Raw genomic sequence first — 19,335 nt, 5'->3', positions numbered from 1 at the left:
TTTCTACTATAGCATAACCAGTACCCCGTGCTATAACTCCCCCTAAATCTTCACCAAATCCTTACATCTAATTAACATGCATTTTACATCCGGGTGTTATGGTTAATGTATAAACATGAAGGGAGGAAAAAATATGGATATACGCGCCATGTTCATAGATATGGACGGTACGTTGTTAACATCATCAAACAAAATTTCCCGGCGAAATACCGAAGCAGTAAACAGGCTGGTTAACCAGGGTGTCGAAGTTTTCCTGGCAACAGGACGGCAATATGAAATAACAGCACCTTACCACCGCATGCTAGGGTTGAAAACGCCGATGATCTGTCTGAATGGTGCTTCGATTCACGATGGGCTTACAGGGAATGTGGCACAAAAGAAAACCGTAACACTGGATGAAGAACGGTTTCATCAGATTACACATGAGCGTGCTAATAATGTCATGATGCACACAACGAATGGGCTTTATTGCAAAACAGTTTCTGATGAAGTCAACCAGTGGACGAAAGAAAGCGGTATGCCACCGAGCTATATTGGTGATCTGCGCCGGGCTGACTGCCAAAGTGTGCTGAAGTACAGCGTCAGGACGGGCCGCCATGGATCAGACATGTCCTATATGTTCAAGGAGCAAGCGGATGTTATTGACTGGCCTGATGGCTTTGAAATTGTTGCTCCCGGTGTTTCCAAGTGGTCGTCAATTCAAACACTGCTTCATATGTTTGGCATTAATCCCGCAGAAGCAGCTGCCATTGGTGATGGGCCGAATGATATTCAAATGCTTCGTCACGCCGGGGTTGGTGTTGCTATGGAAAATGCGGTGCCGGAAGCTACCGCAGCGGCGGATCTGATTACGAAACATCATGAACACGATGGACTCGCTGATTTTATTGAGCGCCATCTCGTTAAGCCCATGGCAATCTAATGTTGGCTGTTAAAAAACTTCTTCTATGTGGTCACGAACCACTTTTTTATTCCTCAAATTCCTTGAACCCTCCACAGCATTCCTGTCCATAATCCTATAACACATTAGGTTTTCTGCAGTACTTAATCTAAACGTATTCTTGCCGCGTCCTATACTAAATGAGCGTTTTAAATCCGACCATTACGGTAAAATATACAATACACTCTTGAAAGGATTTAGCATCATGGACATTTCAATTACCTCAATCATGTTCCTTTTCGCACTTATGCTTGTTGTTGGCGTTATGACAACAAAATTCTCAGACTGGCTGGGCCTGCCTTCACTTGTTATATTCCTGTTTGCCGGGATGCTTCTAAGCGTCTTTTACCATTTTGAAAATGTGCAGCTCGTCCGGTTAATCGGCATAATGGCGCTTGTTGTTATTTTGTTCGAAGGTGGTACACAGACGAAGTGGAGCAGAATTCGTCCGGTGATGTTACCGGCGGGAATACTTGCGACGGCGGGCGTTTTCATCACTTCGGTCATCACCGGATTTGCGGCTGTATATATTCTTGATTTGAGCCTGCTGGAAGGGATGCTTTTTGGGGCAACAGTAGGTTCTACAGATGCAGCAGCCGTCTTTTCGGTGTTAGGGCAAAAAAATATTAACGAGAGGCTGACAGCCACCTTAGAGGCCGAATCCGGCACGAATGACCCGATGGCTGTTTTTCTGACGGTATCACTGATTGCTATGCTTGAGTCACAGGGCCAGTCAATTTGGATAGCTATTGGTGGTTTTTTTGTCCAAATGGGCTTTGGCCTGATCTTCGGGCTGATACTTGGAAGATTGAGTGTGCTGCTTATTAATAAAATAAGGCTGGATGCGACAGGCATGTATCCGCTTCTGGCATTAGGCAGTGCTGTTATGACATACGTGGTGACTGATGTTGCAGGAGGGAGCGGATTTTTGGCGGTATACATTATGGGGCTCGTCGTAGGCAACTATGACGTAGAGTATAAGTTCTCTATTCTTCGGTTTAATGAAGGATTTGCCTGGATGGCACAAATAATTATGTTTGTTTTCCTTGGTTTGCTTGTTTTTCCAAGCGATTTGATAACAGTTACCTGGCAGGGTGTTGTGCTGGCCATTATACTCATGGTTATAGCCCGGCCGGTTGCAACCTTTTTAAGTCTGGTATTTTTCAGGTATAGTTTAAAGGAGCAGCTATTTTTGTCCTGGACGGGTCTGAAAGGTGCGGTGCCAATTGTATTGGCAACTTATTCGCTTGTATCAGGCATCGATAATGCGTATATGATATTCAATGCGGTTTTTTTCGTTGTCCTTATCTCAGCACTGATCCAGGGTGGTACGTTGTCCCCTCTAGCGACAAGGCTGGGAGTAACGGGGGAAGCAAGCGGCATTGATACGAGCGGGTTTGAAATCATCAACCTGGGGAATACTGACTCCGAAATCCTGAAACTGCCAATCGGCAAAAATGCGCCAGTCGTGCAGACTAACTTAATCGACGCCCCACTCCCTGATGGTACCCTTGTGATCGGAATTGACCGCGGAGGAGAATTAATCAAACCTGACGGACGGTCGATTATTGAAGCTGGTGACACGTTATATGTGATTTGCGATGAGGACAAAAGAAGGAACGTAAAAGAAGTTTTTTTCGGAGAGCGTGTCGTTAAAGAAAACAGCAAAAAATGGTGGGAAAAACTTCTTGGAAGATAGGGATCACTTCGCTATTCCCTTCTTCCTGCTTCACCCCGCTTGTTTAATGTGTTCTATAATTTAGTATGGGATGGATTCTTTGTGCAGTACCAACAAATCTGGTAAACTATAAATAGACTGTAGTTGAAAGGAATTCCCCATGGATGCTTCTGTAACATCATTCGTACTATTGTTTGCACTCATGCTCCTTGTCGGTGTATTTACAACAAAATTTTCAGCCCGTCTCGGTCTGCCTTCGCTTGTGCTTTTCTTGTTTGCCGGGATGCTGCTTAATGAATTCATTTATTTTGAAAATGTTGAACTGACTCAGTTAATTGGTATCCTGGCACTTGTCATTATTTTATTCGAGGGCGGCACCCAGACGAAATGGAATATTATGCGCCCGATTCTTGCCCCGGCTGGTGTACTGGCAACAGTTGGCGTGTTAATTACGTCGGTTATTACCGGGTTTGCAGCTTATTATATCCTTGATTTAACAATGCTGGAAGGCATGCTGTTTGGAGCGATTGTCGGTTCAACTGATGCTGCTGCAGTCTTCGCTGTGCTTGGGAGCAAGAATATTAATAAGCGATTGACGGCTACACTGGAAGCTGAATCCGGGTCAAATGATCCGATGGCTGTCTTTTTGACGGTTGCTTTTATTGAAATGATTCAAGTGCCGGAGACTACGATTTGGTCAACGGTCGGCGATTTTTTTATCCAAATGGGCTTCGGTTTGGTGTTCGGCTTGTTATTTGGCCGGCTCAGTGTGCTTTTAATTAATAAAATCCAATTGGATGTATCGGGTATGTACCCGCTTCTCGCATTGGGGAGCGCTGTTTTGACATTCGGCGTGACCGATTATTTGGGAGGGAGCGGATTTTTAGCCGTATACGTGATGGGAGTTCTCGTCGGGAACAGCGATTTGATGCATAAATTCTCAATTGTTCGCTTTAATGAAGGATTTGCCTGGATGATGCAGATCATCATGTTTATTTTCCTTGGCATGCTTGTATTCCCGAGTGATTTAGTAAGGGTAGGATGGCAGGGAATTGTACTCGCCCTTATTCTTATGTTCGTTGCCCGGCCTGTTGCCACTTTTTTAAGTATGATTTTTTTCAAATACAATATGAAAGAACAGCTGTTTTTGTCATGGACCGGATTGAAAGGTGCCGTGCCGATTGTTTTGGCAACTTATCCGATTGTCTCAGGCGTGGAAAATGGCTATGTCATATTTAATGCAGTGTTTTTCGTTGTGCTTATTTCAGCGCTTGTTCAGGGAAGTACGTTATCACCGCTTGCATCAAAATTAGGCTTGACAGAAGAAGGTATGGATTTCGATCCGAGTGGTTTTGAAATGATTCATTTAGGCAACACGAATTCTGAAATCATTAAACTGCCGATTGGCAAAAAAGCGCCTGTGGTTCAGTCAACGCTAATAGACATAACACTCCCAAGTGATACGTTGGTTATCGGCATTGTCCGAAATGAAGAACTCATCACGCCGAGCGGGGCCACCACGATTGAATCGGGAGATATGTTGTTTGTGCTCAGCGATAGAGAAAAACGATCTAGAGTAAAGGAAATCATTTTAGGCAAAAAGGAAAAGAAAGAAAAGCCTAAGAAAAAGTGGTGGGATATATTCGGCAGAAAAAACAACTGAGGCCGCTCTTTTCGTTTAAAACTGCTTCCATCAATAAAATGGGAGCAGTTTTTTGTCTTGACAATACTTTGAATTCATACTATATTTGTCTCTGTACTTATAAAAAGTAAGTTAATAACAAAAAGTATAGGAGGAATTATAGTATGATTCATTTCGGTTTGTTAATTATACGGTTGGTGCTGGGAATCAGCCTTGCCGGTCATGGGGCTCAAAAGCTGTTTGGCTGGTTTGGCGGCCACGGTGCAAAAGGAACGGGCGGATTTTTTGAATCCATCGGTGTCAAACCTGGCGTGCCAATGGCAGTTCTCGTTGGTTTATTCGAATTCGTTGGCGGGCTGCTGCTGGCAACGGGGCTGCTGACATGGCTTGCAGCTGTTCTTATTGTCATCGTTATGATTGGTGCTATCTTTAAAGTACACCTGCCGAACGGCTATTTTGCCGATAATGGCGGAATTGAATACCCATTTGTCATCATTGCGATCGTCGTCGGCATTGCCTTAATCGGTCCTGGCGCATACGCGATCGGCTAATGCGTGAAAAGACGCAGCTTCTTTGTTTGGAGGCTGCGTCTCTATTTTTTTATAATATGCCGCCCATTCAGCCAAACTAAAGGTATCATGATGAAGGAGGGATGAAGATGGCTGAACAGTCCCGCTTCCGTGGCGGCCAAAAAGCACCGAATAATGGTGTGTACATCGAAAAGGGCGAGACAGGGAGCAATGTGGAAGGACCGGAGCAGATTGATATGAAAGCAGGCGATAAGTTCCCGGAAAACAGCAATCCGGAACGTGTATGGGTCAATAAACGTGACTTGTCGAGACCGGGTGTCCAGGGGAGAGCTAATGACTGATGTTTTGTGAGATGTATGCTGCTGGTGTTAGACCGGCAGCTTTTTTGTGCGTTAGTTTTCAGAATAAAGATAAATTATATGAATGTTGAAACTTTATATAAATGTCATCGTATTGTAATATACAGGTTCATATACATATAGAATGGACTGGATTTTAATTTGAAAAGGGAGCGGATTATTTTGTTTCAAGATGCACTATTTTTAATTATCCTTGCCGTTATTGGGGTAGTGGTCATTGTTGGAGGCGCGATTGCGTTTTTTATATTCAGGCTCCGCTACAAGACAGCAAGCTCGAATGAAGCGCTGATTGTGACTGGACCTAAGCTTGGTGATCCAGAAAAGGAGCGGAATGTTTTTCAGGATGAAAATGGCCGTTCGGTTAAAATCATTCGCGGCGGCGGGTATCGTCTTCGCATGTTCCAGACAGCAACACCAATTGATTTGACATCTTTCCAGCTGCAGGTCGATTCTGAAAAAGCTTATACGAAAGAGGGCATTCCTGTTCGTGTCGTTAGTACGGCAGTTATCAGTATCGGCAGTGAACTGGCAATCATGGCCAATTTTGCAGAGAAATTTCTCGGCAAAGAGCAGGATGAGCGGGAAGCGGAATTGCGTGATGTATTGAATGGTCACCTGCGTGCAATTATTGCATCGCTATCGATCGAAAAGATTTATAACGATTTTAAAGAAGTCAATACCCAGGTGAAAAAGATTGCTGAGGCGGATTTGAAAGGCATGGGTTTTGAAATTACATCGTTTGCATTGAATGATGTGGAAGACGTTGACGTGGAAAACGGCTACATCGATGCCCTGGGACGTCCGCACATTGCCGAAGTACAGAAACTGGCACACCAGGCGGAATCTGATGCGGAAAAAGAAACCCGAATTTATCAGGCACAGAACGACCAGGAAGCACAAGACGAAGAAAACCGGCGCTTGACCGCTATCGCCCAATCAAAAAATGAAAAAGATATCAAAGAAGCTGAATTTGAAAAAGAAACCAACCGTGCGCGGGCAAATGCTGAGCAGGCCGGGGAACTGGAACGGCAGCGTCTTGCTCAGCAAGTGAAGGACGAAGAATTAAAAGTCCAATATATCGAAAAACAGCGTGCCGTAGAACTGGAAGAAGAGGAAAACAAACGCCGCCGCTCGATTGCTGATGCTGAAGCTTATAAAACGACGAAAGCGGCAGAAGCAGAAGCCGAAAAAGAACGTATCAAAGGGGAATCCGAGGCAGAGGTTATCCGTCAGCGCGGTATCGCCGAAGCAGAGTCTAAAGAACGCATGGCTCAGGCAATGGAGCAATACGGGGAAGCCGCCATTATGGAAATGCTTATCAATGTGCTGCCGGAGTACGCTGAGAAAGTATCGGCACCGATTTCTCAAATTCAGGATATGCGTGTGATCGATATGGGCGGCAGCGACTCACAGGGCGGCTCATCAAAAGTCGCCAATAATGTGACCTCAACCATGCTCGGCATTCAGGAGTCTCTGAAGGAAACAACCGGTATGGATTTGAAAGCGATGCTTGAGAGCTATGTATCTCGCGGCAATGCAGGTCACTTCGGCATGCAGCATCAAGAAGCATCCGCTGCTAAAGAAGCAGATGAAAATGACGGTGCAACAGACAGCGGCAAAGAAGAGACATAATTCCGAGTTATAATGCAGCTGAAGTTAATAAAAACAGGGCTTTCATGCGATAAAGCGAAAGCCCGTGTTTTTGCTGTCGAAACTGGCGGGAGAACCCCGATTAAAGAAGGTGGATGGTTACATGCCTGTTTGTCAAAATTGCGAAAAGGTTTGGAGCTATGAGCAAACGATTAGAACACTATTTAAATTAAAATGCCCGCATTGTGGTGCTAAGCAATTTGAATCAGCATCATCGCGACGCCGGAGCAGTTTCCTTGGCTTGGCTCCACTGATACTGCTGCCTTTCGTGACGGGGATGGATTTTTCCGTATTTATGGCGCTGATTCTCGTGGTTGTTTTAACTTCGATCACGCTGTGCTTTTATCCATTTGTTTTAAAATTATCAAATGAACAGGAGCCTTTCTGGTAAAATTCCACTTGAAGGTGGTGTCATTTAGATGAGTGAGAACGCACATATAAGCGGATCGTCCGTCATTTCACTCACCCTGGGTGTTCTATCGATCGTCACCCCGTTTATCGGCCTTGTACTGGCCATCATTGGTATGGTCATGTCACGCAGAGCCCCAAAGGAAATCACCGATGGAAATGAACTGAGCAGCGGGCTGGCTACTGCAGGTCTTATTTGCAGCTTGGTCGGACTGGTCATTCAAGCTTTGATAATTATGGGAGTTGTTGCATTTTTAATGTTTGTGAATGTGGTTTAGAAAGTGGTTTATCACGCGAAATCGAGTCGCATCACGCGAAATGTTGGAGGGACCAACCGAAATACCAGGGTGACCACGCGAAATGTTGGAAGGACCAATCGAAATCTGGCAGTAACCACGCGAAATACTGGAAAAATCAACCGAAATTCAATGATGACCACGCGATAACCAGCATCACCACGCGAACGAAAGCCATCACCCGGGTTTTGTTCAAAAAGGATCGATGAAAATTAAGAAGGTGATTTAATGAAAAAGTATATAATATTTGCCACCGCTTTTATACTGCTGTTTGTACTATTCCAAGTGTTATCAGGGCTGGTTCTCACCTATGTATACACACCGGATATTGAAGCGGCATGGGTCAAGAGCGCTGGTGCCCCTCAAGAAACCGTTATTCGAAGCAGCGGAGGGCCTTATTTACTAACGTTTTTGATGGCGTTTGCCGCTGCAACGGTTGCGTATTTTATAGTACCAAAAAGTGATCGGCATTGAACATGGCATAAACAGAGGTGAGATAAATCAATGAATAACTGGCTGTATATCCTGTACGCAATATTATTGGCCATTGTATCTATTGTGACCGGAGAAATCGTAACGTTTGTGATGCTGGGCTTTATACTGATCAGTCTTCGAAATATTCACTCGACGCTGAAAGAAATACTGGCAGTGCAGAAAGAGAAGGGATAACCCCAGATACATTTTTAATAAGGGGCAGGAGTTATATGAAACGTTTACAAATGACATCGTTGCTGTTATTAACGATTCTGCTCATTTCAGACTTCTTTCCGAATAATCCTATATTCGGTTATATAAACAATGACTATATTTTTTGGATACTATTAGTGGCTCTGGGCATTTTAACGTCACTCGAGAGAAGCACCAGTCACTTGCAACAAATTTTTTCACTGGCATATCTTATTTTGTTATTGGTGGTGCTAACATTACTGGGCGGGAAGTCTGCCCATGGCTTTGCTGTGAACCAAGGTGCTTTTTGGATTATTGTATTACTGTTTATAATTGATATGATTTCAAATCGAAAAGAAAAGGCTGCAAAAGAGACTTGATTCGCCTGCTGAAGTAAATTGCAATATAGGCTTAATAAATAGCAACCACATGTTATAATTGTTATAACATTTATAGTTAGGATGTGGTTCAATTGAAAAATTTTGAGAGAAAAGTGACCAAAGTTGGAAATAGTTATGGGATCACACTGCCTTCCGAAGTGCTCAAACAACTCGAATTAGCTCAAGGTGATGCGTTACAGGCCGAAGTAAAAGATGGTAAGATCCTTTTGCAAAAGAAAGACAGAATAGCACTTCCTGAAGGTGTCGACGCGGAATTTATGGACACGTTGAATGACGTCATTAAGGAGCATGATGAAGCGTTTAAAGGGTTAGTGGACCGGTAATGAGTAACATTAAATATTTAACGACCAACCAGGTGATTATGATAAACTCGATACAAATACAGTTATATTCTCCCCGAGAACAACTGGGTGTTAAGGATCCCGGTTTGCTTGATTCTGCGGTTAACCGGCCAATGCAATCTGCGTTTGGCCAAGATGCCTACCTGTCTATATATGAAAAAGCAGCTGCCCTCTTTGAGTCATTAGCAAAAAATCATGCTTTCCACAATGCCAATAAACGAACAGCACTTGCCGCCCTGATCATATTTTTGAAAATAAATCAATATAGATGGACAATGAAAATAGAGGAAGAACAAGACTTTACGGTAGATGAAGTAAACCATGAATATTCATTCGATGCTATTGCTTCGATCATTGAGAAATATACTGAACGCTTATCCCGAATGTAACTGGAAGTATGATGCCACCTCAAATGTTCGCGTATACAATGAAGATTAGGTGGGAATCAACTGCTGGTAAATGTCCGATTCGTTCGGGCCATGATGCAGGTCACAAAAGGCGTTGCAACAAGAAGCACGAAAACTTAGCCTTTGTTCTCCTGCAATCAGTAAGGGAAAGCAAACGCCCACTGATTGAATATTCGCGTTATAGTCATTTAACCCTTCACCTTCACACCAAATACTTCAATAAACCCGGCAGCCTGTTCAGGGGCGATCACCGCACCGCGCAAATTCTGTTCGTCGATATGTATGTGGTTGAATAGGCAGCGGCTGAGGTCGACATTTTCTAAAGAAGTGCCGGTGAACTGAACGTCTTCGATATCTGAGGTGCCGAGCTGCAAGTTGTTCTGCCAGCCATCGATGAAATTAGCTCCCTTTAACAAACAATTATCAAACTGTACATCTCGAAGTTCAGTCAGGTTACAAAGTACATATGGTGCCTGGCAATCCGTTAATGTGACATCGTGCATGATCGCACGGTCGAAATCGGTACCGGCAAGTTTGCAATTACGAAATTCCACTCGGCTGAACCGTGCGCTGTTAAGCTGTATGCCAGAGAGATCACAATTGTCAAAAATAACATCAATCCACTGAGAAGTTGGAAGTTCCGTTTCCGTAAATGTGACGTCATTGAAGTAAAGCTGTTCAAAATTAACGCCTTCAGCGTGCACAGGACCAATTGCTTTTTTAACAGTACCCATTTCAAAAAACGAATGCCCCTTTAGCTCATCCACATTAATAGGGTCTAATTGCTCAGGCAGATCCGGCTTCTGGATACGTCTATTAAGCTTTCTCATGCTGTGGCCTCCGTTCTATAATTGTCGTTGTAACCAGTTTATCGAAGCGGGTGATCAAATGAAAACCTTAAAAACAGTTGCCTTCGTGATTATGGTGGCGCTTATGACAGTTGGCTGTGGTACCAACGGTGAAAATTCAACTACGATTGGCAATCCCACTCCAGGTGATTTTTTGGAACATGATGAGGCCGATATTTTTTATATTGGTGACCTGGTTTATTCCAATGCTGAGAATGTTGAGTGGGTGCAGGAACTGGAATATACACTGGATGATGAGTTTGCTGAAATAACTCGGCAGACCGATAAGGCGCATCGTTTTAAAAATGGAACGGCCAACAAGTTGCCTGTAGGAACAATTATATATGAAACTGATACACCTGCATACATCGCCATTGTTGACGGACAGGAAATACCTTACCTCAAAATGGTTGAAGGCTAAGACGTCGTTTAAAAAAGGAGGCAGCAGTCATAATGACGTTTTTTCTGATTGTTGGGATCGCATGTGTTGTAATGGCGAATATTTTCATGGGCGGTTTGAAGAGCGGAGAGCAGCAACAAACGGCTTTTCATACCGAAAAACACGAGCAACAAAGCGTCAAACTGAAACCGGCACTATATTTTGGATTGACTGGCCTTGTTTCGCTTGGTATCTCTGCTCTCATTTACTTTTTATAAAAATCCAAATGAGCTTATTGGACAGGGGATGGGAAAGCCATTGAAATTGCTTGTGACACAGTGTGTCTTTTCATTACTTTAGAAAATCAAGGTAGAAATTAAGCATATCCTTAAATGTTTTTCCAACTCATTCCGAAAACCTGTCAATGTCATGAGTTGTTGAATAGTGATCCAAGGCCTCCATATACTGGGGACGTTGATCATTTTTGATAATAATAGGCACATACCCTGATTTCATCAGTTCAAAATTTAACAGATTTGCCGAGAAGTCCCCTTCAAAATCTGTGATTTAGTGGGGGATGAATCGGTGCTTTATTGTTATAAAAAAACTAAAAATTCTAGACATAGGAACATCTGTTTGGTATAATGAGAATATATCAAAAATTCGGGCGGTGACCACACATGCTGGTGCGCATGAATTATAAATATGAAATGTTTCCAAACGAAGAACAGATGCAACTATTGGCTAGTTGGCTATCGATTTGTCGCCAGCAGTACAATTCCGCTCTTTTGGATAAACAGCGTTTTTACCAAAAGAACAAGATGGGGCTGCCCCGAACGCAATTACAAAAGCAGCAAAAAGCGGATAAACAAAAGACCCCGCTTCTTAAAACGATACCGTCACAGCCTCTGCAGGAGGTATTCTTCCGCCTGGAACGCGCCTACAAGAACTTTTTTGAAGGGCGTGCACGTTATCCGAAACTCAAAAAACACAAGGATTATAACTCACTGACATTCACACAATTTGGAATGGCAAAACGGCAGGTAAAAAACAAGACAACCGGTGAAGTCAAACGACGTGATGTGCGTTACGCTGCTTCGTTAGACGAGCATAATTATCTTCTTATTTCAAAGCTCGGCGCAGTGTATGTCAACTTTCATCGTCCATTGGAAGGCAAAGTGAAACAAGTCACCATCAAACGTCAGGGCAGCCGTTGGTTTGCGATATTCAGTGTTGAAAGACACGTAAACGAAACGGTTGCGTTCCCTGTACAATCAACAGGCATTGATGTGGGTATTCAAAAGTTTGCCGTCCTATCCGATGGGACGACAATCGAAAATCCAACGTTCCTCTTAAAAGCAGAAAGGAAATTGAAGCGAGCACAAAAGAAACTCTCCCGCATGAGAAAAGGCTCAAATAACTGGAAGAAACAATGTCAAAAAGTGCAGCAGCTGCACATAAAAGTTGCAAATCAGCGTCGTGACTTTCTCCATAAGCTAAGCTACCGTCTTTCGAAAACTTATAAATTTGTTTTTGCAGAAGACCTGATGATCCGAAATATGGTGAAAAATCGTCATTTGGCAAAGTCGATTCATGACGCAGGCTGGGGTGCTTTTGGCAATATGCTCGACTACAAGTGTCACAATAATGGTGGCAAGCTCGTAAGAATTAAACCGCATTATACCAGTCAGGACTGTTCCGGCTGTAAGGCGCGTGTGAGAAAATCTCTGTCCATCAGAACACACATATGCAAGTCATGCGGGACCATTTTGGACCGCGACCATAATGCGGCCATCAATATTGAAGCAGCTGGACTGGCTCTTTTTAATCTGAGTCCAACTGCATAAATAGATTGTTCCAACTGTAGGGCAAGGTCCTGTCCGATCAGTATAAACAAAGCCCTTGGAGATGATGTAAGATTCGGTTCTTTAGAACAAAGCTATCGTCCATGAATTGGGAAGCTCCATCAAAATCTTGGATTTAGGTGGAGAGGTTCACCTAATGGGTCCGTTGTGTGGTCCATACTGTGGTCCGCACTGAGGTCTGTAAGGTGATCGTTTGTATCGTCCGCCTTATGGTCTGTACTGTGTTCGCTGTCCGTCATACCGTCCGCGTTGTGGTCCGGAGTGCAATCTGTAAGGCTGCTGCCCTCTGTTTCCGGACTAGGTTGCTGACTCGCCCATAAATCGTTCCACCGCGGTCGACAGGCAGACAATGTGGTAGCTTGGCGCTTTGTTGCTGCCATTCGATGTCCATGTCATATAGCCTTTAGTTTTCAGTTCATCACGGGCACGCTTGAACGCACTTTCTTTAAGACCTGACTTAATGCGCAGAACCATTCCTGCAACGGTAAAGGTATCTTTCCATCCAGTCTTGTTATTAATATGTACCAAGGTGTGCCAAAGGGCTACTGCTGATGCCGACAGCGGATTTAATTCAATCTGATTGTAAAATGCGTTGATCTGTTTAATATAGTTCATAATTCTTCCCCCTGAAAATTTTAGTTTCGTCCTTTAAAAAGACTTCCTTATATCTATAATCGAAATGAAATTCAAAAAGGGGGCACGGAAACCAAAAATTTTTTACTGGAATATGCGATTGCCAAAACGTACAATGATTACAACGACTTTATACGAAAGGATGAAACTGAATGGGACAAGATATTAAAGGAAAAATTGCTTATATTACAGGAGCCGGGAGCGGCATTGGCCGGGCAACTGCATTGGAATTGGCACGTGAAGGTGTTCATGTCGGACTTTTGGCAAGAACTGAAAGTAAACTCAAGACAGTGAAAGAAGAAGTTGAAGCACAAGGTGTAAAAGCAAGTTATGTGGTTTGCGACATTGCTGATATGGCCAATGTTAACAATGCAATCGATTATTTGAAGCGTGAACTGGGGAACGCTGATATTCTCCTTAATAATGCAGGAATTGGCTTGCATGGTGATTTTCTTGAAATCGATCCGGATGACTGGAAACATACATTGGAAGTGAATGTTTTTGGCACATACCACGTCACACGGGCAGTGCTGCCGCAAATGATTGAAAAAAACCAGGGTGATATTATGAATATCTCCTCAAGCAACGGGTTGAAGGGAACCGCCGGATCAACCTCTTACAGTGCTTCCAAATTTGCTGTACAGGGAATGACCGAAGCGCTTATGCAGGAAGTGCGGCCGCATAATATTCGTGTTTCAACGCTCAATCCGAGCATGGTGGGAACGGAAATGATATTCGGTGATAACCCTGACAAAAATGACAAGGAGAAATATATGCAGCCGGAAGATTTAGCTGAATATATGGTGTCACAGTTAAAGTTGCATCCGCGCATCTTTATCAAACAGTCACTGCAATGGGCGACGAATCCATTTTAATCGTTGAGCCGATAAAGGGGGGCTTGCACTGAAAAGGCCTCTCTTTTTCTTCCTATGTACTTTTTTAAGAAAGCGTTTTCAAGAGAGCAGCTTATAGGGTAGAAGGATTAAGCGGCTTTTTTTTGAGGTTACTCAAAGGTGATGGCGCGTTTTTCCAGTTCTTTCTTTATTAATTCAATAAATTTTTCATCAAGCTGCAATTTTTTAGCCTTGTTATAAGCTTCCAATAGCGTTTTGTCCGACAATCGATCCATATTTAAACGACTCCTTATAAATAGTGACATTTAGTCTATCAGTTATATATACCTATTTTTAAAAAAATGAAACATAATAAGCCGGCGACAATGAAGGGGTTACCCTTAAAAGGCATGTTTTTAACATATGTCGTCTTTTGCTTTATAATATGTCATTGAATGGTCAAATTTACGATGGATGTTTACTGTACATATATAACTGTACATATATAGGAGATGAACGTATTGAACAGGTGGCGCACGTTTATTGAGGCACTTCTTGTAGCACTGGCTGGTGTTACTCTATTTTCAATAGTGCATATACCGCTGCCATGGCTGATTGGTTCGCTGACAGCTATTGCGGCATGGCGTATTGTCACTCAGCGGGAGTTATATTGGCCTTTTACATTCCGAAAAATAGCGATGGTGCTGCTTGGCTATCTGATTGGTACATCATTTACACAGGAAACGCTGGTTGAGATGGGAAATCATGTGCCATCGATGATTGCAATCACGTTTTTTACGGTTGCTTTCAGCTTGATACTGGGCTTGGTTTTTTCAAAAATGACAGGGTTGGATTTGCCGAGCTGTATGATAGGCAGTATTCCCGGGGGCTTATCGCAAATCATGGTGCTTCTGGATGAAATCAAAGGATTGAACCCGACGGTAATTATGTTTTTACAGAGCATGCGGGTTATGTTGATTGTTATTGTGGTGCCGATCGTGACGGTTTATCTGTTTGATGGGGGGACGGGTGCTTCTCAGAATGGAATGGCTTCTGGTTCTCGCAGCTGGTCAGGCATGCCGTGGTATACATACATATTATATCCGCTCCTTATGGTGGCAGCTGCATGGCTTTTCGCTCGACTGCGTGTGCCGACAGCACTGCTTCTGGGACCGATGGTATTGACCATTGTGATGACGTTTATGGGTTATCCGACACCAAATCTGCCGACAGCTTTTGTTGATTTGGCTCAAATTTTTATCGGTGTGCATATTGGGTTGCAAATGCAGCCGAGAGACTTGCCGGAATGGAAAAAGGCGATGGGTTACACAGTAGTGACCGTGGTTATTCTTGTGCTTTTTGGTTTAGGGCTTGGCTATGGTCTTGCAAAATTATATGAGCTGCCTTTCACCACAGCGTTGCTAAGCACAGCACCGGGCGGCATGGTTGAAATGGGTTTGACAGCGGTAGCAATAGGTGGTGACGTATCGGTTGTCACCAGTTATCAGCTATTCAGATTGCTGATGATCATGCTGTTCGTGCCGTTTTTCTTTAAATGGCTGGCAAAACGTATTGAAAACCGTTAAAGACAGTGTGCAGGATGGGGCAGATGTCAGACACCCTGTTCCCCTTACAGATTGATTTATAGAAAGGAAGATTCGCTCTGAACTTTTTTCGTCCGATTGAAATAATTCTGGCACTATGTGTAACGATATTGCTCGTGTATGACTATTTTCCCGATATTCCATTCGCCGAGGCTGTTCCACTCGAACTGCTGATTGTAGTGATGCTCGGCTTATTTATTATGACAGTCTACAGGAATCGCAAACAAAAGCCAAGCCAAAAAATGGTCTTCCGCTCACAAGTATTTTTCCTTATTTATATTGTCGGTGTTCTGGCGCTTCTGACGGCCCTGGGCGGTGAGTCTCAAGTTGGGATTGGTTTTGATAAGGGAATATTCTGGGCAGCATTGGCGATAGCGGTGATGGAGGTATCATTTCAGTGGCGCCGGATGAAACAGGCGGAAGAGTAAAGGTGTGCAATGTGCGGGACTGAAAACTCGAGCGACAGCGGCGTTGAACCGATTGTTAAGCAGGCTGATACGAGCGACAACTGCCCGCAAACGATCGAGTGTGGCGTCAAAACGAGCGACAGGCGGTTCAAATCGGTTGAGAACGGTATCAAACCGAGCGACCATCCCCGCGGCCGTCGCTGCCTTTTTACATTAACTAACCAATCGCATGCGCCTTCATGCTATACTGAGAATATAAAGGGGGCATGATGATAATTAAACAAATTATTGATGCGATTCAGGACGATTATCCGGCAGATTTCTCCCATTGTTACGGCTGCGGGCGGTTGAATGAGGATGGCCACCATTTTCGTACAGGTTGGGACAATAATCAGACAGTCACGATTTATACGCCTGAACCGGAACATACGGCGATTCCCGGCTTTGTCTACGGCGGTTTAATTGCATCATTGGTAGATTGCCATGGAACTGGTTCCGCTTCACTCGCGTTGCACAGGAAAAATGGGCATGAACCTGGAGACGGTATGGAGCCGCCACGGTTTGTCACGGCATCACTCAACGTCGATTTTCTTAAACCTACACCGCAGGGCATCACCTTGAAAGCTATTGGCACACCTGAAGAAGTTCACCCGAAAAAGTTTATAATACATACAGAAGTTTATGCAGGGGATACATTATGTGCAAAAGGTGCTGTGACAGCTGCGGTTATGCCTGCCACGTTTAAGAGTAGCTAACCAAAAAATAAGAAGGAAAAGCGTTGTCACTTTTCCTTCTTCTTTTTCTTTTGTTTTTTAAGTTCTTCACGGACTTTTTCATTCAGTTCATGGTTAATGCCCACCGTACTTTCAACATCAAGCACAAAGGCGATTCCTTTTCCCGGTTTCTTTAACTCTGCATCTTCATTGATGGTTCTAAGCACCTCTTTAGTCTTTTCCTTATGGATGAGTGTCAAGACCACTTCTTTTTCAGGTTCGATCATAATGTTAAACAATTTTGCCTTTTCATGAACTCCGGTGCCGCGGCCATGGAGGATGGTACCACCTTCTGCCCCGGCTTTCCTGGTGGCATCCACTACTTTTTCCGAATCGCCTCTGTTAACAATCGTAATGATTAAATCATATAAAACATCCTGATCCTGCCACATGCTATCAGCACCCTCCTCGTCGGCTGCGTCGCCTTCTTCGCCATGCCAGCCGAGCAAATGGTTGATTCCGGCAATTTTTTTCGTATCAATAACAAATCCGATTCCCTGTCTCGGCTTGTTCAGCTGAACGGAGTGAACGATCGCGTTTCTGACATCATCAAAAATTTCATCGGAAACGAGTGTCAGTATGACAGCTCTTTCCCGCTCCACCGGTATACCGAGAACGCGCATTTTTTCATTGAGGCGCACCCCGTCGCCAAGCAGTGTTGTGCCGCCCTGCGCTCCGGCATTACGGGAAGCTTGAACAACCTTTTTGGCTTTATCTTTTTTAACGATCGTAATGATGAGCTTCTGCCCTGGAACCATCACTGACATACTGACTCTTCTCCTTTCTGCTGTACAGAATACCAAGCGTTAACACAGATAATATCGGAGCCAGCGCCACCATTGCAACCATTCCAAATCCGTCAAGCAGCGGGTCCCGGCCGTCTATCTGTCCGGCAATGCCGGTGAACATTGCCAAAACAAATGTTGCGGTCATTGGACCGGTCGAAACACCCCCGGAGTCAAATGCGATGGTCATAAATGTTTTCGGCACATAACGTGCCATAACAAACGCTATTATATATCCTGGAATGATAAAATACCATAGTGAAAAACCAAAAATCAGCCGGACCATCGAAAGCGACACTGATATCCCAACCCCGATAGACAACGTGTACAGTAACAGTTTTTCCGGGATATAACCACCGGATACTTTCTCGGCCTGCTCAACCATGACAGCAACAGCTGGTTCGGCATATATTGCAAAAAATCCGATAACAAAGCCAATAGGTATTAATAGCCATTTAGATGATAAGCCGCCAAGCACGTTGCCCATTTTTTCTCCAAAAGGCATGAACCCGATATGAACGCCTTGCAGAAATAGCGAAAGCCCCAGAAAAGCCAGCAAAAAGCCGATCGTGATGCCTATCAGCCGTTGCGGGGGCAGTTTTAAAAATACAAAATGGAATACGGCAAACAGAATGGCAAGCGGCAGAAGTGCGATTGCCACTTCTTGCATTGTTGAGCCAAACCCTTCAAATATATGCAGGTTCATCCGTAAATCACTCCCAGAATCAGAACAGAGAGGATCGGCCCAATCGATGCTAAGCCAACAAGTCCGAACCCATCACTTGAAGCCGTTTTACCTCGAATGACCGTGGCGACACCGACACCGAGTGCCAATATAAACGGCACGGTCAGCGGTCCGGTTGTCACACCGCCGGCATCAAATGAAATCGGCACGAAGCTGTTTGGTGCCAACGCTGCCAGTATAAAGACCAACGCATAGCCGCCGCCTAATAAATAAATGATTGGAACATTAAACACGATACGGAACATGGCCAATGCAACGAATATACCGACCCCGATTGCCACTGAAGTAATCAAAATGCTTTGCGGAATAGCGCCCTCGGAGACATCCTCAATCTGAGAAGATAGAACACGGAGATCAGGCTCGGCAAAGGTTACAACCGCTCCGAGCAGAAAACCGAAAAAAACAATCACCCATATCATTTTTGTTTTGGTTAAGGCTGAACCGATCATCTCGCCGACAGGAAGCAGACCGACATTGACCCCCAGCAGAAAAAGGGTAAGTCCGACGCCGACAAAGAGAACACCAATCAGAAACTGGACGAACGCTTCCATTGGCAGCCAAATAACCGTGAATTGCAGAATGGTAATTACGATCGCAATAGGTAAAATAGAATAAATAACTTCTAAAACCGTTTCTTTAATATTGTTCATAAAAAACCCCCAGAAGTGTGTGGCGAGAGAATAAATTAATGCGCAGACCTGCCCGCTGCAGGCTTAAATCGAGTCGGGTGTGCTCCTTAATTCCCTGCTTGACGCAGGTAACTATACAGGAAGGTACAGCTTGCGCCCGGCTCTATGAAACTATTGGAGAAAAGCTATTAGAAGGTTAGAGATGCTTAAAGTCCTTTCAATATTATATCATTTTATTAAAAAATCAAAAATGAAAAGGGTTGACGTTGGTTGCACGAGACAAATGACTGGTCAATGGTTAAAGAGTAAATAGGATTGCATCATTTGACCTATTTATACCGTGTGTAGTGATAAATTGCCCATCAAAGTTTTGGAGGGTTATGAATTATATAGTTGATTCGCATTATTTACTGAATTTTTAAAATGGTTAGAATGTAGCATGTACATTCCTGTGATTTCTCGTTAATCTAGTAGTAACAAAAAAGTTGGAGGAAATCTATCTATCAAATAAACGAA

The 19,335-nt window shown here is 43.8% G+C and carries 27 protein-coding genes; 21 read left to right on the top strand and 6 right to left on the bottom strand.

Translation table 11 applies throughout. The annotated features are described in order from the left end of the window. Positions 1-133 precede the first annotated feature (133 nt). The 13 genes from BMZ22_RS05060 to BMZ22_RS05005 all read left to right on the top strand — a co-directional run bounded on the left by BMZ22_RS05060 (position 134) and on the right by BMZ22_RS05005 (position 9,300). Positions 134-922 carry an HAD family hydrolase gene (locus tag BMZ22_RS05060; protein ID WP_090082515.1) on the top strand — a complete coding sequence of 263 codons (789 nt, stop codon included), beginning with the start codon at positions 134-136 and terminating at the stop codon, positions 920-922. Between the two features lie 223 nt (positions 923-1,145). After that, positions 1,146-2,639 (top strand): potassium/proton antiporter, encoded by a 1,494-nt coding sequence (locus tag BMZ22_RS05055; RefSeq protein ID WP_090082512.1) that lies wholly within the window; start codon positions 1,146-1,148, stop codon positions 2,637-2,639. A gap of 139 nt (positions 2,640-2,778) precedes the next feature. Continuing rightward, on the top strand, positions 2,779-4,281 hold the full coding sequence (locus BMZ22_RS05050) for a potassium/proton antiporter (protein WP_090082508.1): 1,503 nt from the start codon (positions 2,779-2,781) through the stop codon (positions 4,279-4,281). Positions 4,282-4,424: 143 nt separating this feature from the next. Next, entirely contained in the window at positions 4,425-4,811 is a 387-nt protein-coding gene (locus BMZ22_RS05045) for a DoxX family protein (protein WP_090082504.1), read from the top strand. Between the two features lie 107 nt (positions 4,812-4,918). Then, positions 4,919-5,131, top strand: a complete 213-nt coding sequence (locus BMZ22_RS05040; protein ID WP_090082500.1) for a YjzC family protein — start codon at positions 4,919-4,921, stop codon at positions 5,129-5,131. Positions 5,132-5,311: 180 nt separating this feature from the next. Next, a complete protein-coding gene (locus BMZ22_RS05035) occupies positions 5,312-6,781 on the top strand; it encodes a flotillin family protein (RefSeq protein ID WP_090082495.1) in 1,470 nt (489 codons plus the stop codon). A gap of 70 nt (positions 6,782-6,851) precedes the next feature. Beyond that, a complete protein-coding gene (locus BMZ22_RS05030) occupies positions 6,852-7,190 on the top strand; it encodes a TIGR04104 family putative zinc finger protein (protein WP_245745211.1) in 339 nt (112 codons plus the stop codon). A 28-nt stretch (positions 7,191-7,218) separates the two neighbouring features. Beyond that, the gene (locus tag BMZ22_RS05025; protein WP_090082486.1) at positions 7,219-7,485 is read left to right on the top strand and encodes a hypothetical protein; all 267 of its coding nucleotides are present in this window, start codon (positions 7,219-7,221) and stop codon (positions 7,483-7,485) included. A 246-nt stretch (positions 7,486-7,731) separates the two neighbouring features. After that, a complete protein-coding gene (locus BMZ22_RS05020) occupies positions 7,732-7,977 on the top strand; it encodes a hypothetical protein (protein ID WP_090082483.1) in 246 nt (81 codons plus the stop codon). A gap of 30 nt (positions 7,978-8,007) precedes the next feature. Continuing rightward, a complete protein-coding gene (locus BMZ22_RS16885; RefSeq protein ID WP_177183353.1) occupies positions 8,008-8,172 on the top strand; it encodes a hypothetical protein in 165 nt (54 codons plus the stop codon). 35 nt (positions 8,173-8,207) lie between these two features. After that, a complete protein-coding gene (locus BMZ22_RS05015) occupies positions 8,208-8,549 on the top strand; it encodes a hypothetical protein (RefSeq protein WP_090082478.1) in 342 nt (113 codons plus the stop codon). 92 nt (positions 8,550-8,641) lie between these two features. After that, positions 8,642-8,893: an AbrB/MazE/SpoVT family DNA-binding domain-containing protein gene (locus tag BMZ22_RS05010; protein WP_090082474.1), complete on the top strand. Its 252-nt coding sequence runs from the start codon at positions 8,642-8,644 to the stop codon at positions 8,891-8,893. Further along, positions 8,893-9,300 (top strand): type II toxin-antitoxin system death-on-curing family toxin, encoded by a 408-nt coding sequence (locus BMZ22_RS05005; protein ID WP_090082471.1) that lies wholly within the window; start codon positions 8,893-8,895, stop codon positions 9,298-9,300. The genes BMZ22_RS05010 and BMZ22_RS05005 overlap by 1 nt, the downstream gene beginning before the upstream one ends. A gap of 206 nt (positions 9,301-9,506) precedes the next feature. Here BMZ22_RS05005 and BMZ22_RS05000 read toward each other — a convergent pair whose 3' ends face one another. Further along, a complete protein-coding gene (locus tag BMZ22_RS05000; protein WP_090082468.1) occupies positions 9,507-10,148 on the bottom strand; it encodes a pentapeptide repeat-containing protein in 642 nt (213 codons plus the stop codon). A gap of 58 nt (positions 10,149-10,206) precedes the next feature. Here BMZ22_RS05000 and BMZ22_RS04995 point away from each other — a divergent pair, with 58 nt between their 5' ends. The 3 genes from BMZ22_RS04995 to BMZ22_RS04985 all read left to right on the top strand — a co-directional run bounded on the left by BMZ22_RS04995 (position 10,207) and on the right by BMZ22_RS04985 (position 12,392). Continuing rightward, positions 10,207-10,587 (top strand): hypothetical protein, encoded by a 381-nt coding sequence (locus BMZ22_RS04995; protein WP_090082465.1) that lies wholly within the window; start codon positions 10,207-10,209, stop codon positions 10,585-10,587. Positions 10,588-10,619: 32 nt separating this feature from the next. After that, entirely contained in the window at positions 10,620-10,823 is a 204-nt protein-coding gene (locus tag BMZ22_RS04990; protein WP_090082460.1) for a DUF5316 family protein, read from the top strand. A 408-nt stretch (positions 10,824-11,231) separates the two neighbouring features. Beyond that, a complete protein-coding gene (locus BMZ22_RS04985) occupies positions 11,232-12,392 on the top strand; it encodes an RNA-guided endonuclease InsQ/TnpB family protein (RefSeq protein WP_090083131.1) in 1,161 nt (386 codons plus the stop codon). 315 nt (positions 12,393-12,707) lie between these two features. Here the strand turns inward: BMZ22_RS04985 and BMZ22_RS04980 are convergent, their stop codons facing one another. Next, a complete protein-coding gene (locus tag BMZ22_RS04980) occupies positions 12,708-13,025 on the bottom strand; it encodes a hypothetical protein (protein ID WP_090082457.1) in 318 nt (105 codons plus the stop codon). Between the two features lie 170 nt (positions 13,026-13,195). Between BMZ22_RS04980 and BMZ22_RS04975 the strand changes: the two genes are divergently transcribed. Further along, positions 13,196-13,918 carry a 3-ketoacyl-ACP reductase gene (locus BMZ22_RS04975; RefSeq protein WP_090082453.1) on the top strand — a complete coding sequence of 241 codons (723 nt, stop codon included), beginning with the start codon at positions 13,196-13,198 and terminating at the stop codon, positions 13,916-13,918. Between the two features lie 128 nt (positions 13,919-14,046). Here the strand turns inward: BMZ22_RS04975 and sda are convergent, their stop codons facing one another. Then, positions 14,047-14,172 carry a sporulation histidine kinase inhibitor Sda gene (gene sda, locus BMZ22_RS04970; RefSeq protein WP_143069960.1) on the bottom strand — a complete coding sequence of 42 codons (126 nt, stop codon included), beginning with the start codon at positions 14,170-14,172 and terminating at the stop codon, positions 14,047-14,049. 225 nt (positions 14,173-14,397) lie between these two features. Between sda and BMZ22_RS04965 the strand changes: the two genes are divergently transcribed. From BMZ22_RS04965 to BMZ22_RS04955, 4 genes are all read left to right on the top strand, one after another. Next, a complete protein-coding gene (locus BMZ22_RS04965; protein WP_177183351.1) occupies positions 14,398-15,462 on the top strand; it encodes an AbrB family transcriptional regulator in 1,065 nt (354 codons plus the stop codon). A gap of 134 nt (positions 15,463-15,596) precedes the next feature. Beyond that, the gene (locus tag BMZ22_RS04960; RefSeq protein ID WP_218144020.1) at positions 15,597-15,908 is read left to right on the top strand and encodes a hypothetical protein; all 312 of its coding nucleotides are present in this window, start codon (positions 15,597-15,599) and stop codon (positions 15,906-15,908) included. 9 nt (positions 15,909-15,917) lie between these two features. Then, positions 15,918-16,157 (top strand): hypothetical protein, encoded by a 240-nt coding sequence (locus tag BMZ22_RS16730; protein WP_143069959.1) that lies wholly within the window; start codon positions 15,918-15,920, stop codon positions 16,155-16,157. Continuing rightward, entirely contained in the window at positions 16,157-16,642 is a 486-nt protein-coding gene (locus BMZ22_RS04955) for a PaaI family thioesterase (RefSeq protein WP_425434269.1), read from the top strand. Before BMZ22_RS16730 ends, BMZ22_RS04955 begins: the two co-directional genes overlap by 1 nt. Before the next feature lie 26 nt (positions 16,643-16,668). On the opposite strand, the gene BMZ22_RS04950 is transcribed toward BMZ22_RS04955, so the two are convergent. From BMZ22_RS04950 to BMZ22_RS04940, 3 genes are read right to left on the bottom strand one after another with little or no spacing between them, the layout of a single operon-like run. Next, positions 16,669-17,427: a P-II family nitrogen regulator gene (locus BMZ22_RS04950; RefSeq protein ID WP_090082438.1), complete on the bottom strand. Its 759-nt coding sequence runs from the start codon at positions 17,425-17,427 to the stop codon at positions 16,669-16,671. Further along, positions 17,381-18,151, bottom strand: a complete 771-nt coding sequence (locus tag BMZ22_RS04945) for a DUF1538 domain-containing protein (protein WP_090082432.1) — start codon at positions 18,149-18,151, stop codon at positions 17,381-17,383. Before BMZ22_RS04945 ends, BMZ22_RS04950 begins: the two co-directional genes overlap by 47 nt. Continuing rightward, complete coding sequence (locus BMZ22_RS04940; RefSeq protein ID WP_090082428.1) at positions 18,148-18,840, bottom strand: DUF1538 domain-containing protein; 693 nt, start codon at positions 18,838-18,840, stop codon at positions 18,148-18,150. Before BMZ22_RS04940 ends, BMZ22_RS04945 begins: the two co-directional genes overlap by 4 nt. Positions 18,841-19,335: the final 495 nt, after the last annotated feature.

The sequence above is a fragment of the Lentibacillus persicus genome, from assembly GCF_900112705.1.
Lineage (GTDB): Bacteria > Bacillota > Bacilli > Bacillales > Amphibacillaceae > Lentibacillus > Lentibacillus persicus.
This window is presented reverse-complemented; position numbering and strand designations above follow the sequence as displayed.